The organism is Marinobacter sp. NFXS9 (genome assembly GCF_040148665.1).
In the GTDB taxonomy this organism is placed as follows: domain Bacteria; phylum Pseudomonadota; class Gammaproteobacteria; order Pseudomonadales; family Oleiphilaceae; genus Marinobacter_A; species Marinobacter_A mangrovi.
Map to the genome: position 1 here is coordinate 153,573 of NZ_JAGDDW010000007.1, position 16,172 is coordinate 169,744.

Genomic DNA, 16,172 nt, shown 5'->3' on the forward strand with positions numbered 1-16,172 from the left:
TCCTCAAACCGTTATCTGCAATCAGGAACCTATCGCGTCCGCCAGCTTCTCAAGCCTGCCTCGTACAGAGGCATCGATGACGACGTCGCCCGCGCGAATCAAAACTCCACCAATCAGCGACTTATCCGTAGTGGTAGACAGGTTCACTTTGCGGCCTAGCTTACGGGAGAGTGCTTCCACCAGTTTGGCTTCTTCATCGCTCGATACCTCGAACGGAGACGCCATCTCAACGCTGACGGAACTCTCCAGTTGCGCCCGCAGTCCTTCAAACAAGGCATTGATTTCCGGCAAGAGGGGCAATCGCTTGTTTTCAGCCAGCAGCGCGATGAAGTTGCGCCCCTGCTCTGACAATTTACCCTCGCAGAAATCGGCAAATGCCGATGCTTTTTGCTCGTCCGGAAGGGTCGGATGCGCCACCATGGCTTTCGCCTGTGGGTCATTCGCCACCGCACTCGCGAAAGCCAGCATGTCCGACCACTCTTCGAGCGCGCCGGTATCCTGCGCAATCGCAAACGCGGCGTTCGCGTACGGCCGGGCTAGCGTTATCAACTCTGCCATGTCAAACCCCGTTTACAGTTGCGCAGACAGCTTGTCCAGCATCTCGCTGTGAGCTTTGGCGTCGACAGAGGTTTCCAGGATCTTCTCTGCACCGGCGATGACCAACGAAGCCAGTTCCGCGCGCAGTGCTTCTTTCGCACGGTTCTGTTCCCGTTCGATCTCGGCACTGGCCTGGGCCAGAATCCGCTCGCCTTCGACGCGTGCGTTTTCCTTGGCCTCGTCGACCAGACGGGCCGACCGCTTGTTCGCTTGATCGATGATCTCGGCTGCCTTTTGCTTGGCTTCACGCAGTTCCTGGGCCGCTTTTTCCTGCGCCAGCTCCAGATCACGATTGGCGCGGTCAGCCGCGCTCAGGCCATCGGCAATTTTCTTCTGCCGTTCTTCCATGGCCTTCGTGATCGGAGTCCACACGTACCGCATGGTGAGCCATACAAATACGGCAAACGCGATCATTTGACCGATAAATGTAAGGTTAAAACTCACACCGCTTCTCCACTAAATGGAATGAATTAGGTGGTCAACTTCGGTGCTTAGCCTGCAACAACGAACAGGATGTAGAGCCCCAGACCAACGCCGATCATCGGAACCGCGTCAACAAGACCCATAACAACGAAGAACTGGGTACGGAGCATCGGGATCAGTTCCGGCTGACGTGCACCGCCTTCCAGGAACTTGGAACCCAGGATACCTACACCGATGGCGGCGCCAACAGCTGCCAGACCCATCAGAATACCGCTTGCCAGTATGATCAGAGCTTGTGCTTCACTCACTTTTTTATCTCCCGTTAATGGTTGAGCTTGGGTTAGGTTTAAACTTTTAGTGACTCTCGCTGGTCTCGAAAGACTGCGACATGTAGACGATGGTCAGAACCATGAAGATGAACGCCTGCAGCGAGATGATCAGGATATGGAACATAGCCCATACAATCTGCAGGCCGCCACCGAAGATGCCCAGAACCGGACCGGCACTGTACATCAGGGCAATCAGGATAAAGATCATTTCGCCGGCGTACATGTTGCCGAACAACCGCAGGCCCAGTGAGACCGGCTTGGCAATCATGTTGACGAATTCGAGGACGAAGTTGATCGGGATGAAAATCGCCTGGACGATCGGGTTCTTGTTGCTGAACGGATGCAGGGTCAGCTCACCAATAAAGCCGCCCAGGCCTTTCTCACGAATGCTGAAGAACAGGATCAGCAGGAAGACGTCGAACGCCATACCCAGAGTCACGTTCGGGTCGGTGGACGGCACCACCTTGAAGAAAACGTGGTGCGGATCCGCACCCAGGACGTGCTCACCGAACAGCTGCGCCACGAACGGCAGCAGGTCGACGGCGATCAAGTCCATGAAGTTCATCAGGAAAACCCACACAAGAATGGTCAGTGCCATCGGGGCGACCAGCGGGTTCTTGTAGGGGAACATGCTCTTGACGTTGTCCTGGACGAAGTCCACGACCATTTCCACAAAGTTCTGGAATCCGCTCGGGGTGTCGGAGGTCATCGTCTTGGCGACCTTGCGGAACATCAGGAAGAAGATCAGTCCCAGAACCAGCGACCAGCCCATCATATCGACGTGGATCGCCATAAAGCCCATCTGCTGGGCCTCTGCACCGTTGTGCGCCATTGTCCAGATAGCCTGGTCCTGACCGGGACGCGTGCCCGCCGGCAGCTGGCCGAATGTCAGGTTCGTCAGGTGGTGATCGATATAACTGGACGCAGTGAGGTTTTCGCTTTCGCCTGCCATGTTCAGTCTCTCAAGCCCTATTTTTCAAAGATTTAGAGCCCCACAGCGCCGGGGCCAATGTATTCGTTGTCAGTACCAGGATAAAGGCCAGAAACAACACCCCGGCATTCAGGGGCTGGACCCACTTGAAAACGGCGGCAAACAAAAGCGCCGTGAGCGCCAACTTGACGACTTCACCCCAGTAAAATGCGCGCACAATGTGGCCCATCGCCCTTGCCGGCCGATAGGCAAAAACCTGTTTTGTAAAAAAGGCGTTGGGAATCGTGTAGATCAAACCGCCCAACAGCCCGGAGTACCCGGCTACTTGTCCCGCGATCAGGTACCCAACTCCGGCTATGGCGACAGTGAAGGACAGCTGTATCCATGTCAATCGGTGGACCGGTGGTCGAGTCGCGTCTATCCGGCGACCCGGAATGTTGTTAGAACAGTTTTTCATGTTCCGCGCCACCTGCCGCTGCCGGGTGCTGATAAACCTCTATTGTCAAGGCAGCGGGATTATATGTGTTAACTCAACCGGGTTCAACACAACCCGCCCTGTTATCGGGCAGGGAAAATGCCCTTCTTTGGCACTAATTCCTTGGTTCTGGCGCCTTTCCGAACCATTGTGATCCATCATTAAAATTCATTTTTTAGTGCAATATTTTCGATGTAACCGTCGCCGATGCTGACCGAAAAACACGCACAGCGAGACCCACGCCGATGACTGCGTGCGGTCAGGCGATCACAAAAAAGGGGAGGAAAATGCCCGTCGGAATCAGGCGTTACTTGATATGACCCAGGATGCCATCCAGCTCATCCAGGCTGCTGTACTCGATAACGAGTTTGCCTTTGCCTTTCTGGCCGTGATTGATGGCCACCCGAGCGCCCAAACGCTCGGCGAGATCGTCCTGCAGACGACGGATGTTGGGATCCACCTGCGACTTTTTGTCGCGGCTCGGTGATTCGGCCTCCTGCTGGAGGCGGCGGACCAGCGCTTCGGTCTGACGTACGGAGAGGGATTTGGCCACCACGTGGCGGGCCGCCTGCAATTGCAGCTCCGGCGGCAGGGTCAGCATGGCCCGGCCGTGCCCCATTTCCAGATCCCCGTGTTCCAGCATCACGCGCACGTCTTCGGTCAGGCCGATCAGGCGCAGCAGGTTGGTGATGGTGGTGCGGGACTTGCCGACGGCTTCGGCCACCTGGGCCTGGGTCAGGCCGAATTCGTCCTGCAGGCGCTGCAGGGCGAAGGCTTCCTCGATGGGGTTGAGGTTTTCGCGCTGGATGTTCTCGATCAGCGCCATGGCGATGGCGGCTTCGTCCGGCACGTCGCGAATGATGGCCGGGATCTGGTCCAGCTCGGCCAGCTGCGTCGCCCGCCAGCGGCGCTCACCAGCGATCAGTTCGAAGCGGCCTTCCGACAACGGGCGCACCACAACCGGCTGCATGACGCCCTGCTGGCGAATGGAGTCTGCCAGTTCCTGAAGGGCCGCCTGGTCCATGTCTCGGCGCGGCTGATAGCGGCTGCGCTGGATGAGGTCCACGGGAATTTCCCGCAGTTCACCGTCGTGCTCGCTCAGCTCTTCCCGGTCGAGATTGACCTTGGAGCCTGCCAGCAGCGCTCCCAGTCCGCGCTCACCCAATCCTCGCTTTTTCGCCGCCATCGTATCCGTCATTCTTTATGAGTGTTATCGAAACTGTGTGCCGGGAAGTGTCAGACCGCCACCGGCTGGCTCTGACGCTGCTGTCCGTTACGCCGGACCATTTCACCGGCCAGAGCCAGGTAGGCAATCGCCCCCTTGGAGGCCCGGTCGTACTTGAGCGCCGGTACCCCATAACTGGGAGCTTCGGCCAGGCGTACGTTCCGCGGGATGACCGCCTTGTAGACCTTGTCGCCGAAATATTCGTTGAGCTGGGCCGAGACATCCAGCGTCAGGCTGTTGCGTGGATCGTACATGGTCCGAAGGATGCCTTCGAGAACGAGGTCCGGATTCACGGTTTCCTGGATCTGCTCCACGGTGTTCATCAGCGCGGCCAGCCCTTCCAGCGCGTAGTACTCGCACTGCATGGGAATCAGCACGCTGTCCGCAGCCGACAGGGCGTTGACGGTCAGCAGGTTCAGCGACGGCGGGCAATCCACCAGAATGTAGTCGTAGCGATCGCGGACGCTGTTGAGCTGCAGGCGCAGCCGGTGCTCGCGGCCGATCTCGTTCATCAGTTCGACTTCCGCCGCGGTCAGGTCGCCGTTGGCCGGCAGGATGTCGAAACCGGAGGCTTCGGCGAGGATGATCACGTCCGCCGCGGACTGACGCTTGGTAAGCACGTCGTAGCCGGACAGGGCCAGCGCGTTCTTGTCCACGCCGCTGCCCATGGTGGCGTTCCCCTGCGGGTCCATGTCCACCAGCAGGACGCGGCGCTTGGTGGCGCTGAGGGAGGCGGCCAGATTGACGCAGGTGGTGGTCTTGCCCACACCGCCCTTCTGGTTGGTCACCGCGATAATGCGCGCCATGGTTAGCCTCCTGTCGTCCGAACGCGATCAATGATAAGCAAGTGACGTGCCCCATCACAACCTGGAATCGACAGCGCAACATCCTCACGCAGTCGCCAGTCGGAGGGCAACTCCGCCAGCTCATCTTCCGGGAACTGGCCCTTCATGGCCAGGAACTGCCCCTCATCCGCCAGCAGATGCCCACACCAGGTCACCAGGTTGGCCAGGGCCGTAAACGCCCGCGAGGTGATCTGCTGGAAGGGCTGATCCGGCAGGTAGTCTTCGGCCCGCGCATGCACGACTTCGACGTTATCCAGCCCGAGTTCCAGCACGCATTGTGTCAGGAATCGCGTCTTCTTGCTGTTGCTGTCCAGCAGGGTGATGTGACGATCGGGACAGGCGATAGCCATGGGGATACCCGGCAATCCGCCACCGGCGCCCACATCCAGCACGGATGGGGCCTGGATATAAGGCAGAATCGCCAGGCTGTCGAGCAGTTGTCGGGACACCATCTGATCCGGCTCGCGGACGGCCGTCAGATTGTAGGCCCGGTTCCATTTCTGCAACAGCCCCAGGAAGGCCAATAGCCGTTCCCGGGTGGCATCGGACAGGTCCAGCGCCATGGCAGCCAGACCGCTATCGAGCTGCGATGGCCAGTTGGCCGGGATGTCCCGACTCATGCGGATTGCTTGCGCAGCAGGTCACGCTTCTTGAGGTGCACCAGCAACTGGGAAATGGCCGCCGGGGTCACGCCCTGGATCCGCGACGCCTGGGCCACGGTTTCCGGCCGCACGTCCTTGAGTTTCTGTTTGATCTCGTTGGACAGACCGCCCACGGCATCGTAGTCCAGATCCACCGGCAGCGGCAGGTTCTCGTTGCGGCGCAGGCGATCGATTTCCGCTTCCTGGCGAGAAATGTAGCCTTCGTACTTCACTTCGATCTCGACCTGACTGGCCACCACTTCTTCCGCCTGCTCACCGCTGATGTCCGCGATGTGCGAATAGACAATTTCCGGCCGACGCAGCAGATCCGCCAGGGTATGTTCTTTCTGCAGCGGCTTGTTCAGGTACTGGTTGGCCCGCTCGGCTTCCGGCGTATTCGGGTGCACGTGGGTCTTGTCCAGGCGCTGACGTTCGACCGCGATGGCCTCGCGCTTGGCGTTGAACTGCTGCCAACGCGCCTCATTCACCAGGCCCAGCTGGTGGCCGGTTTCGGTCAGGCGCAGGTCGGCGTTGTCCTCGCGCAGGATCAGGCGGTATTCCGCCCGGCTGGTGAACATCCGGTATGGCTCGGAGGTGCCCATGGTGATCAGGTCATCCACCAAAACGCCCAGGTAGGCTTCGTCGCGGCGCGGGTACCAGGCGTCTTTTTCCTGGGCCCGCAGCGCAGCGTTGATGCCCGCCAGCAGCCCCTGCGCCCCAGCTTCTTCATAGCCGGTGGTGCCGTTGATCTGGCCCGCGAAATAGAGCCCGCCGATGAACTTGGTTTCCAGCGTGTGGCGCAGGTCCTGCGGGTTCAGGTAATCGTATTCGATGGCGTAACCCGGCCGCGTGATGTGGGCGTTCTCGAAACCCGGGATCGAACGCACCGCTTTGAGCTGGATGTCGAACGGCAGACTGGTGGAAATACCATTGGGGTACAGCTCATTGACCGTCAGCCCTTCCGGCTCGACAAAGATCTGGTGCGAATCCTTGTCCGCGAAACGGTTCACCTTGTCCTCGATGGACGGGCAGTAGCGCGGCCCCACACCTTCGATATCACCCGCAAACATCGGCGAGCGATCGAAGCCACTGCGGATGATGTCGTGGGTTTCCTCCGTGGTGCGCGTGACGTAGCAGCACACCTGCTGTGGATGCTGGTCGCGGGAGCCCATGAAGGACATCACCGGTGTCGGGTCATCGCCCCACTGTTCCTGCATCACGGAGAAATCCACCGAGCGGCTATCGATGCGCGGCGGCGTGCCGGTCTTCAGGCGACCGACATTGAACGGCAGCTCGCGCAGACGTTGCGCCAGGGCAATGGCGGGCGGATCCCCGGCGCGACCGCCGGCGTGGTTTTTCAGCCCCATGTGGATAACGCCGCCCAGGAAAGTGCCCGTGGTCAGCACCACATTGGCCGCGGTAAAGCGGATGCCGGTCTGGGTCACGACGCCGCGCACCTGATCACCCTCGACGATCAGATCGTCGGCGGCCTGCTGGAAGATGGTCAGGTTGGGCTGATTCTCGAGCACTTCGCGAATGGCGGCCTTGTACAGGACGCGGTCAGCCTGTGCACGGGTCGCCCTGACGGCCGGGCCTTTACGGGAGTTGAGCACCCGGAACTGGATGCCGGCACGGTCGGTGGCCTGCGCCATGGCGCCGCCCAGGGCGTCGATTTCCTTGACCAGATGGCTCTTGCCAATCCCGCCGATGGCGGGGTTACAGGACATCTGGCCCAGGGTTTCAATATTGTGGGTCAGCAGCAGCGTACGGGATCCCATGCGCGCCGCCGCCAAGGCGGCCTCGGTACCGGCATGGCCGCCGCCGATTACGATGACATCGAAACGATCCGGGAATTCCACAGTACACCTCAAGAAACATAGAAAAATGGGGCGAAAGTATACCGGTTACGGGGGGAAATTGCAGGGGCGATGAATAATTTTTAACCACCCCTGGTAGCACCCCGGTTTTTGGCAACGAGTCTGTTCTACTTTCTGAGAAAAATTCTTATCCGTCAGCCGCTTGGATGGCACTCCTCAGAAAAGTTTTCAAAATACTTATCCACATTGTGGTCAAGTCCTAAAATGCCTCTTAAACAACTTAACATTTTGATTTTAAAGAACCCATTAAAAGGTATCCCAAAGCTACCCCCGGGTTATCCATAAACTTATCCACAGGCTCTAGGGATTTTCCGCAACCGGTCACGCCTGGCGGCCCCGCAGGTCACGGACGGTCGCTTCCAATCCTTCGGCGCTCACCTGCTCCGGCGACCAGATGGGGCCAGCCACCAGTCCGATCCGGGACCAGAAGCGTTTGGGCGGGTGCGTTCCGGCCGCGCCGCCCTTGTGGCTGAATACGCTACCCCAGAGGCCCTGCAACGCCATGGGCACCACCGGGACGGGCGAGCGTTCCACCAGCGTCTCGATGCCCTGGCGGAACTGGTCAATCTCGCCATCGGTGGTCAGCTTGCCTTCCGGGAAGATGCACACCAGATGACCCGCCGCCAGCTCCTCGGCCACCTTGTCCATGGCCGCGTGATACACCTCCGGCTTCTTGCTGCGCGGGGCGATCGGAATTGTCTGAACCAATCGGAAAAACCCGCCGATCAGCGGCAGGTTGAAAATCCGGTCATCCATCACGAAACGCACCGGACGCTTGACCGCCCCGGCAATCACCAGCGCGTCCATGTAGGACACGTGATTACAGACGAGGATGGCCGGTCCTTCTTCCGGAATATGCTCCAGCCCCTCATGGCGAACCCGGTAAATCGTGTGGGACAGGCACCAGATGATGAAACGCAGGGCAAACTCCGGCACCTGGCTGTAGACGTACCCCGCCACCACCAGATTGGCGATCGACAGGACCAGCAGGAATTCGGGAATCGACAGGCCCAGCGGGCCCAGCATCAACGCCCCGACCAGCGCACTTACCACCATGAACAGCGCATTGATGACGTTCAGGGCGGCGATTACCCGGGCCCGTTTGCCCGGCTCCGCCTCCTGCTGCACGAACGCGTACAGCGGCACAATGAAGAAGCCGCCAAACAGGCCCACACCGAGCAGGTCGACCAGCACCCGCAGGCCTTCGTGATGGGTCAGGAGGACCCACCAGTCCGACTGGACCGGCGCCGCCGGCACGCTGAAATAGAGATCCACGCCGAACAGGCTCAGGCCGAGTGAACCGATCGGCACGATGCCCAGCTCCACCCGATGGCCGGACAGTTTTTCGCAGAGCATCGAGCCCAGGGCGATCCCGACGATGAACACCGCCAGCAACAGGGTGACCACGGACTCGTCCCCCAGCAGGACCACTTTGGCGAAATTGGGGAACTGGGTCAGGTAGGCGGCCCCCAGGAACCAGAACCAGGAAATGGCCAGCACGCTCTGGAACACCGCGTGGTTTTCCCGGGCGATGCGGATCAGCGCCCAGGTCTGGCGCAGCGGCTGCAGTCTGAGGGTCATCCCCGGCACCGCCGACGGTGCCGACGGTACTTTCCGGGCCGCCAGATAGCCGAGCACCGACATCACCAGGACACCCAGCGCCACCCAATGTTCGGCGGCGCCCAGCCCCATCACGACTCCGGCCGCCAGCATGCCCAACAGAATGGCCACGAACGTGCCCATCTCCACCAGTGCGTTGCCGCCGACCAGCTCGTCGTCTGCCAGCACCTGCGGCAGGATGGCGTACTTGACAGGACCGAAGAAGGTGGACTGCGCGCCCATCAGGAACAGCAGCCCCAGCATCAGCGCGTACCAGCCCAGCCAGAGGCCGACGGCCGCCACCAGCATGATGCCGATCTCCGCCAGCTTGACCCAGCGAATCACCAGCGCCTTGTCGTACTTGTCCGCGATTTCGCCGGCGATGCCGGAAAACAGGACGAAGGGCAGGATAAACAACAGGGCGGCAAGATTGACCGCCACATCGGTCGGCAGGCCCAGCAGCCCCCGCGCCAGCCCGTAGGTGATCATGAACAGCAGGGCATTCTTGAAGAAGTTGTCGTTGAGCGCCCCCAGGAACTGCACCAGGAAAAACGGCAAATAACGCCGCTGTCCCAGTAACCGGAACTGGCTCTGGTCTGCCATCGTCGAATCCGTCCTTAGTTTGTTATCGTTCTCTTTCGCCAGCCGGGAAAGTCCGCTTTGTCGATCAGCGGAAAAGTCTGCGCCAAGCCCCGATCCTGCGCAAGATACGACGATACGGCTTTCATCAAAACGCCCCAATTCAGGGCAATCGCACCATCTCTGCCCAAAATTTCTGTCCAGTTGCACAGGTTCCGGGAGATCGATCCTTATTTGACGCTCAAATGATGAGGCATGCGTCAGTTTATTAACGAAATGGCACAGGATTCGCATTCATTCCATTTCGGATTAATTACCGGTGGCTCGCCTCTATGGGGAAGACGACACCCCACCAGGGACGGTTGCGAGCGACCCGTTATCAACGCGATGGAGTGCCACTGCCGGTCCGTGTCCGGCCGGGCGGTCGTGCCCCAGCACGACACCATTCAGCCCAGACAAGAGGCCCCATGCCGCACATCGCATCTTTCAACAGAGCCCGTCGTGGACGCCGCCCCCATCGGCTTGCGGACATCGAGTTCAGCTCGGCGTTCCAGCCCATCTTCAGCCCGACGCACCAGCGGTTAGTGGGCTATGAGGCGCTGATGCGCGGTCGCTACGACGAACAGCCGGTGTCACCCCCTGAGGTGTTCAAGCTGGCCGAAAAGGCCGACGCCCTGGCCTCCCTCGACCGCCAGCTGCAATCCCTGCACATGCGGCAGTTCGCCCGCCATGCGCCATCCACCTGGCTGTTCCTGAACATCACGCCCACCACCTGCATCCAGCCTGCCCAGGCGCTGGCCCATCTCGACCGCGCCTGTCAAAGCCAGGGCCTTCACCCCGAGCAGGTGGTACTGGAAGTGGTGGAGACGGCCACCGACGATCAGGCCCGCTTGCTGGACTTTATCCACCTGGCCCGAGAGCAGGGATTCCAGATCGCCATCGACGACTTCGGCGTCGGCGACTCCAATTTCGAGCGGGTCTGGCAACTGGAGCCGCTGATCATCAAGATCGACCGCAGCTTGCTGGTCAATGCCGAGGCCCACCCCCGGGCGCGCCAACTTCTCAACGGTCTGGTCAGTATGATTCGGGAAAGCGGCAGCCTGGTGTTGATCGAGGGCATCGAAACGCCTGCCCAGGCGCGGATCGCCCTGGCCACCGAGGCCGATCTGTTGCAGGGCTTCCTGTTCGGTCGCCCGGATGTGCTGGGCAAGCCGAGAAACGTACCGGAACTGGACTTTGGCCGCCACCTGGCGAGCTATCGCCAACACAGCCAGCGTAACAGCGACCAGCACGGCGATTATCTGCGTCAATTGCGGGAGTCACTGCTGGACGCCTGCCATGGACTGACCGACGGCCATGACCTGGAGACCGCCTGCGGAAAACTTCTGACCCGGGACGGCGTGCAGCGCTGCTTCCTGCTGGACCAGGCGGGGATCCAGCAGGGCGGACTGGCCAGCAAGAACCACGTGCGCCGGGACGTCTATTTCAACCCGCTCTACCAGTCCAGCGGGGCCCGCTGGTCGCACCGGGACTATTTCCGCCAGGCCCTGGAACGGCCGCACCGGATCAACGTCTGCCGCCCCTATGTCGCCCTGCCCGACGCGGTACGCACCGTCACCCTGTCGGCCTGCATCACCCGTGGGGGCAACACCCAAGTGTTCTGCGTCGACTTGCACCCGGACGCCCTGTTCGACGGACAGCTCGACTTTCCCGACAGCCTGTAGCGGTCTCAGGCGTCATCCTGTCGCGGCGCCTGGGCACCACCGGCCACGGCACCGGAACGCCCCTGCCGGCGGATCTCCCGCTGCAGCTCCCGGTCCACCGTGTTGGCGGACTTGGCGAAGCGGGCGATCAGGCTGTAAAGCACCGGGATGATGAACAGCGTCAACGTGGTGGCGAAGATCAGGCCGCCCAGCACCACCACACCGATGGCCGCCCGGCTCTCGGCCCCGGCTCCGGTCGCAATCACCAGGGGAACCGCGCCGAAAATCGTGGAAATGGTCGTCATCAGCACCGGGCGGAAGCGCAGGATTGCGCCTTCCACAATGGCGTCATGGACGCTGTAGCCTTCATCCCGTAACTGGTTGGCAAATTCGACGATCAGGATGCCATTTTTCGCCATCAACCCCAGAAGCATGATGATCCCGATCTGACTGTAGATGTTCAGGCTGATCCCCGACAGGGCCAGCGCGATCAGTGCACCGGTTACGGCCAGGGGCACCGACAGCATGATGATCATCGGATGGATCCAGCTCTCGAACTGGGCCGCCAGCACCAGGAACACAATGATGAACGCCAGGATGAAGGTAACGTAGATGGCGTTGGACGAGTCCACAAATTCCCGGCTCAGCCCTTTGTAGCTGATGCGGGCTTCCGGTGGCAGATTATCCACAGCCAGCTGACGCATGTAGTTCAGCGCCGAGCCCAGGTCATACCCCGGCGCCAGGGAGCCGCTGATCACGACCGCCGGCAACCGGTCGATGCGTCGCAGGTCGGGATTGGCACCGATCTCCTGCAGGTTCACCAGCGCGCCGAGCGGGATGAGGTTACCGCCGGCCCGGGGCCGAAGGAAGATGTTGCTCAAATCGGTGGGCGTGGCCCGGTCCGCGTCGGCGGCCTGCAGGATCACATCGTATTCCCGGCCGCGATCCAGGTAGGTGGTCACCTGCCGCGAGGCCAGCATGGTCTGCAAGGTGGAGCCCACGTCCTGCACGGTCACATCCAGATCCGCCGCCCGCTCCCGGTCCAGCGTCACCCGCAGCTCCGGTCGGGTCAGCTCGAAATCCGTTTCCAGGTTCTGCAGGTTGGGATTCTCCTTGGCGCGTTCCAGGATTTCCTCGCTCCAGCGCTGCACCGTGTCGTAGTCCGGCCCGCCGATGACGAACTCGATCGGCTGATTGAAGCCCCGCTGACCCAGACCGGGCGGATTCACCGCCACGGATCGCACACCGGGTACCTCTTTCAGCTTGGGTCCGATTTCAGCCGTCAGGGCCTGCTGTTTGATGTCTCGCTGATCCCAGGGCGTCAGGCCCATGATCAGGAAGGCATTGTCCGCTTCATCGCGAAAGCCGGTGATGGACAGCAGCCGGTCCGCCGCGCCTTCGTCGATGTAGGGCAGCAGGCGCTGTTCAATCTGCTTCACCTGCTGATCGGTGTATTCCACCGTTGACCCCCGTGGCGCCTTGGTGGGCATGATGATGACGCCCCGGTCCTCCGTCGGTGCCAGTTCCTGCGGCAGGCTGGGAAAGATTACCGCCGACAGCAGGATACCCGCCAAGCCCAATCCCAGCAGCAGGCCGGGTTGGCGCAGCGAAAAGCGCAGCAGCCGTTCGTAGCCCCGGTTCAATCCCCCGAATACCTTCTCCGACGCCGCCCAGAGACGATGCCCCTCGGCACTGACCGGGCTGTGCTTGAGCCACTTGGAGCACAGCATCGGCGTCAGGGTGAGCGCAACGATGCTGGAAACAATCACCGCGCTGGCGAGGGTAAAGCCGAATTCACTGAACAGACGACCGATGTTGCCGCCCATGAAAGAGATAGGGATAAACACCGCCACCAACGTCAGCGTCGTGGCGATGACTGCAAAGGCCACTTGCCGGGCGCCAAAATACGCTGCCAGCAGGGGCGGTTCCCCGAGATCAATGCGGCGCTGGATGTTCTCCAGCATGACGATGGCATCGTCCACCACCAGGCCGATCGCCAGGATGATCGCCAGAAGCGTCAGGACGTTAATGGAAAAGCCCATGATCCCCAGCCCGATAAAGGCACCGATCACGGCGACCGGGATGGTCACGGCCGGAATCAGCGTGGCACGCCAGGAGCGCAGGAACAGGAAGATCACCAGGATCACCAGCGCAATGGCAATGCCCAGGGTGAACATCACCTCCTTGATGGAGGCGCGGATGAAGATGGATTCGTCGTAGCTCTGGCGGATACTGACTTCCGGCGGCAGGGTTTCGCGGATCTTCTCCATCTCCGCCCGGACCCGATCGGACACCGCCACAGTATTGGCCTTGGATTGGCGGATGATGCCCATGCCGATCGCGGTGCGCCCGTTGGCCCGCAGGCGGCTGGTGTCCGATTCCACGCCCATCACTACGTTGGCCACCTCACCCAGGCGCAGCAGGTCGTTGCCGTCCCGGCGGATCACCATGTTGCGGAATTCCTCCACCGTGGATAACCGGCCTTCGGCCCGCACGGTGAAATCCCGGGTGTAGGATTCGATCGAGCCGGCCGGCAGCTCCACATTATTCGCCCGCAGGGCCGCCTCCACTTCGGCCACGGTGATGTTGCGCGAAGCCAGCTTCTCCCGGTCCAGCCAGACACGGATGGCGTAGCGCCGTTCGCCGCCAATGCGCACATCCGCCACGCCATCGAGTACCGACAGCCGATCCACCAGCACCCGCTCGGCAAAATCCGTGAGCTGGGCAGAATCCCATTCGTCGCTCTGCAGGGTCACCCACATCATCGGCCGGGCATCGGAATCGGCCTTGCGGATGACCGGCGATTCCGCCTCATCCGGCAGGTCGTCCACCACCCGCGCCACGGCGTCGCGCACATCGTTGGCGGCCACATCGACGTCCCGGGAAGTGGTGAATTCGATCGAGGTGCGGGATTCCCCCTGCTCGGTACTGGACTCGATCGAACGGATCCCTTCAACGCCGCTGATGGCGCCCTCGATCACCTGGGTGATCTGGGTATCGACCACTTCCGCGGCGGCGCCGGTGTAGTCGGTGGAAATGGAGACTTCGGGCGGGTCGATGTCCGGATACTCGCGCACCGGAAGCCCCCGCAACGCCGCCAGTCCGAAAACCAGGATCAGCAGGCTGATGACCGTTGCGAAAACCGGTCGTTTGATGGAGACGTCGGACAGGATCATGGATGGCTACTCACCCTTCCCGTCGATCGGGCCAATCGCCGCCGATCAGGTTGGCGCCGCCTTCCAGCACGTCCAGGGCATCACCGCTGCTGAGGCGGTCCTGGCCGGTAATCACCACGGCGTCGTCCTCGGCCAGACCGCTGATGACCTCGACCCGGCCCGGCGATCGGGTGCCCAGTTTGAGGATCTGGCGTCGCGCCGTGCCGTCCACCGCCACAAACACATACTGGGTATCGCCGCGGGTCATGATTGCCTGCTCGGGAATCACCAGCGCGCGCCGGGTGTCCAGCGTCAGCGACACCGCCATGAACAGGCCCGGCCGTAGCAGGCCGTCGGGGTTGCTGATCAGCGCCTTGACCGGCAGTGCGCGACTCAGCGGATTGAGGCGGGAATCCAACTCCGCCAGGCGACCGTCGAAGGATTTGCCCTGATAGGCCGCGGTGCTGGAATGGAGCGGCTGGCCCAGACTGATCTGGCCCAGATAGCGCTCAGGGATGGAGAACGCGAGTTCCATCGGATCCACCGCATCCAGGGTCGCGATGCTGTCACCGGCTTCCAGGTAGGCACCCACGCTGATGTTGCGCAGGCCGACCACGCCGGCAAACGGCGCTTCGATGCGGTGATTCTCCAGCCGCACTTCCGCCGCCGCCTTCTGGGCTTCGGCCACGCTCAGGGCGGTGCGCAGCTCATCCACCTGGGACTGGGAGATGCTATTGTTGGACTGCAACCGCGACGCCCGGTTGAACTTGGTGCGGGCGTCCAGCAGCTGGGCCTGAGCCACCTGCAAATCGGCCCGGGCCTGACGATCGTCCAGCTGCACCAGCAACTGCCCCTTGCGGACCGGCTTGCCAGGGTCGAAGTTCAGCTCTACGATGCGGCCACTGACCTCGGCGGTGATCATGATGTCCTCCCGGGCCTGGAGCGTGCCCACCGCCTCCACCACGTCCTGCACTTCCGCCATGCGCGGATGGACCACGTTGACCTTACTGGCCGGCCGGGCCTGGTCCATCGCGGTTGCCGCCTTCTGTTGCTGCATCCACATGAAACCGCCGGTCGCCCCACCGGCCAGAATCAGCACCAGCAGGGCAATCGCCACCTGCTTCCCCATGGTTCTCTCCATGCCCTGATCGGGGTCGGTGCCCCGCGTTGTCGAAATCTTCGGCTACTGGCGGCTTGCCGGCTCGCGGCGAATCACCAGGACCAGTTCCCCCACTTTGACGCCCCACTTGCTCATCCGCGTCTGGTTGATGACGGTGTCGTCCGTCACCGCGTACATCCAGTCGTCCAGGCGCACGTCGATGGTGTCATCGTCATAGGGCACCCGCAGCACATAGTTCATGTGAATCGCGTTGCCCTGCCACTGCATCAGCCCCGGCTCCACCACATCGCCGGCGGTCGCTCGATAGCCACCCTCCACCGGCGTCAACGTCCAGGTGCGGGTCTGGATTTCGCCGTCATCAAACCGGAAGGTTTCATCCAGCGTGCCCACGCCCTGCCCGTTCCAGCTGGCCTGGATGTCCGCATCGAATGTGCGGATCACTTCGCCGCCGAAATCCTTGACGATGCCGCGAGCCGACAGGCTTCCATCAAAGAACGTGCGCGGCTCCAGGGTCGGCGTGCGATCGCTGTAATCGGTCAGGGACGGACCGGCGCAACCGGCCAGGATGGCTCCCATCAAAATTACGCCGATCAGACCCGGGAGGCTACTGCGGGAACGCAACTTCCACCTACTTTGTATGATCTTCCTACCTGTTGTCGGTTAAAACGGGTTA

14 protein-coding genes are annotated in these 16,172 nt (G+C 61.5%); 1 reads left to right on the forward strand and 13 read right to left on the reverse strand.

The window, feature by feature from the left end; all coding sequences use genetic code 11:
• Positions 1-21 precede the first annotated feature (21 nt).
• From J3364_RS12790 to J3364_RS12835, 10 genes are all read right to left on the reverse strand, one after another.
• On the reverse strand, positions 22-558 hold the full coding sequence (locus tag J3364_RS12790; RefSeq protein ID WP_349558722.1) for a F0F1 ATP synthase subunit delta: 537 nt from the start codon (positions 556-558) through the stop codon (positions 22-24).
• A gap of 12 nt (positions 559-570) precedes the next feature.
• A complete protein-coding gene (locus tag J3364_RS12795) occupies positions 571-1,041 on the reverse strand; it encodes a F0F1 ATP synthase subunit B (RefSeq protein ID WP_349558723.1) in 471 nt (156 codons plus the stop codon).
• A gap of 47 nt (positions 1,042-1,088) precedes the next feature.
• On the reverse strand, positions 1,089-1,328 hold the full coding sequence (gene atpE / locus J3364_RS12800) for a F0F1 ATP synthase subunit C (protein WP_008940031.1): 240 nt from the start codon (positions 1,326-1,328) through the stop codon (positions 1,089-1,091).
• A 46-nt stretch (positions 1,329-1,374) separates the two neighbouring features.
• A complete protein-coding gene (gene atpB, locus J3364_RS12805) occupies positions 1,375-2,301 on the reverse strand; it encodes a F0F1 ATP synthase subunit A (RefSeq protein ID WP_123633863.1) in 927 nt (308 codons plus the stop codon).
• Positions 2,302-2,311: 10 nt separating this feature from the next.
• Positions 2,312-2,737: an ATP synthase subunit I gene (locus J3364_RS12810; RefSeq protein ID WP_349558724.1), complete on the reverse strand. Its 426-nt coding sequence runs from the start codon at positions 2,735-2,737 to the stop codon at positions 2,312-2,314.
• Positions 2,738-3,062: 325 nt separating this feature from the next.
• Entirely contained in the window at positions 3,063-3,941 is an 879-nt protein-coding gene (locus J3364_RS12815; RefSeq protein ID WP_203142108.1) for a ParB/RepB/Spo0J family partition protein, read from the reverse strand.
• 50 nt (positions 3,942-3,991) lie between these two features.
• A complete protein-coding gene (locus J3364_RS12820) occupies positions 3,992-4,786 on the reverse strand; it encodes a ParA family protein (RefSeq protein ID WP_123633866.1) in 795 nt (264 codons plus the stop codon).
• A gap of 2 nt (positions 4,787-4,788) precedes the next feature.
• Positions 4,789-5,445 carry a 16S rRNA (guanine(527)-N(7))-methyltransferase RsmG gene (gene rsmG, locus J3364_RS12825; RefSeq protein WP_349558725.1) on the reverse strand — a complete coding sequence of 219 codons (657 nt, stop codon included), beginning with the start codon at positions 5,443-5,445 and terminating at the stop codon, positions 4,789-4,791.
• On the reverse strand, positions 5,442-7,325 hold the full coding sequence (gene mnmG, locus J3364_RS12830; protein ID WP_349558726.1) for a tRNA uridine-5-carboxymethylaminomethyl(34) synthesis enzyme MnmG: 1,884 nt from the start codon (positions 7,323-7,325) through the stop codon (positions 5,442-5,444). The genes rsmG and mnmG overlap by 4 nt, the downstream gene beginning before the upstream one ends.
• A 339-nt stretch (positions 7,326-7,664) precedes the next feature.
• Positions 7,665-9,545: an MFS transporter gene (locus J3364_RS12835; RefSeq protein ID WP_349558727.1), complete on the reverse strand. Its 1,881-nt coding sequence runs from the start codon at positions 9,543-9,545 to the stop codon at positions 7,665-7,667.
• A gap of 443 nt (positions 9,546-9,988) precedes the next feature.
• Here J3364_RS12835 and J3364_RS12840 point away from each other — a divergent pair, with 443 nt between their 5' ends.
• Positions 9,989-11,245: an EAL domain-containing protein gene (locus J3364_RS12840; protein WP_349558728.1), complete on the forward strand. Its 1,257-nt coding sequence runs from the start codon at positions 9,989-9,991 to the stop codon at positions 11,243-11,245.
• Positions 11,246-11,250: 5 nt separating this feature from the next.
• Here the strand turns inward: J3364_RS12840 and J3364_RS12845 are convergent, their stop codons facing one another.
• Genes J3364_RS12845 through J3364_RS12855 form a run of 3 tightly spaced genes read right to left on the reverse strand, consistent with a single transcriptional unit; the run spans position 11,251 to position 16,075 of the window.
• A complete protein-coding gene (locus J3364_RS12845; RefSeq protein ID WP_349558729.1) occupies positions 11,251-14,400 on the reverse strand; it encodes an efflux RND transporter permease subunit in 3,150 nt (1,049 codons plus the stop codon).
• A gap of 10 nt (positions 14,401-14,410) precedes the next feature.
• On the reverse strand, positions 14,411-15,508 hold the full coding sequence (locus tag J3364_RS12850; protein WP_349558730.1) for an efflux RND transporter periplasmic adaptor subunit: 1,098 nt from the start codon (positions 15,506-15,508) through the stop codon (positions 14,411-14,413).
• Between the two features lie 54 nt (positions 15,509-15,562).
• The gene (locus J3364_RS12855; protein WP_349558731.1) at positions 15,563-16,075 is read right to left on the reverse strand and encodes a DUF3833 domain-containing protein; all 513 of its coding nucleotides are present in this window, start codon (positions 16,073-16,075) and stop codon (positions 15,563-15,565) included.
• Between the last annotated feature and the right edge of the window lie 97 nt (positions 16,076-16,172).

Coding starts and splice junctions, on each gene's coding strand:
- J3364_RS12815 (WP_203142108.1), bottom strand. CDS start 3,941: ATGGCGGCGAAAAAGCGAGGATTGGGTGAGCGCGGACTGGGAGCGCTG.
- rsmG (WP_349558725.1), bottom strand. CDS start 5,445: ATGAGTCGGGACATCCCGGCCAACTGGCCATCGCAGCTCGATAGCGGT.
- J3364_RS12855 (WP_349558731.1), bottom strand. CDS start 16,075: ATGGGAGCCATCCTGGCCGGTTGCGCCGGTCCGTCCCTGACCGATTAC.
- J3364_RS12810 (WP_349558724.1), bottom strand. CDS start 2,737: ATGAAAAACTGTTCTAACAACATTCCGGGTCGCCGGATAGACGCGACT.
- J3364_RS12845 (WP_349558729.1), bottom strand. CDS start 14,400: ATGATCCTGTCCGACGTCTCCATCAAACGACCGGTTTTCGCAACGGTC.
- atpB (WP_123633863.1), bottom strand. CDS start 2,301: ATGGCAGGCGAAAGCGAAAACCTCACTGCGTCCAGTTATATCGATCAC.
- J3364_RS12820 (WP_123633866.1), bottom strand. CDS start 4,786: ATGGCGCGCATTATCGCGGTGACCAACCAGAAGGGCGGTGTGGGCAAG.
- J3364_RS12840 (WP_349558728.1), top strand. CDS start 9,989: ATGCCGCACATCGCATCTTTCAACAGAGCCCGTCGTGGACGCCGCCCC.
- J3364_RS12790 (WP_349558722.1), bottom strand. CDS start 558: ATGGCAGAGTTGATAACGCTAGCCCGGCCGTACGCGAACGCCGCGTTT.
- J3364_RS12835 (WP_349558727.1), bottom strand. CDS start 9,545: ATGGCAGACCAGAGCCAGTTCCGGTTACTGGGACAGCGGCGTTATTTG.
- J3364_RS12850 (WP_349558730.1), bottom strand. CDS start 15,508: ATGGGGAAGCAGGTGGCGATTGCCCTGCTGGTGCTGATTCTGGCCGGT.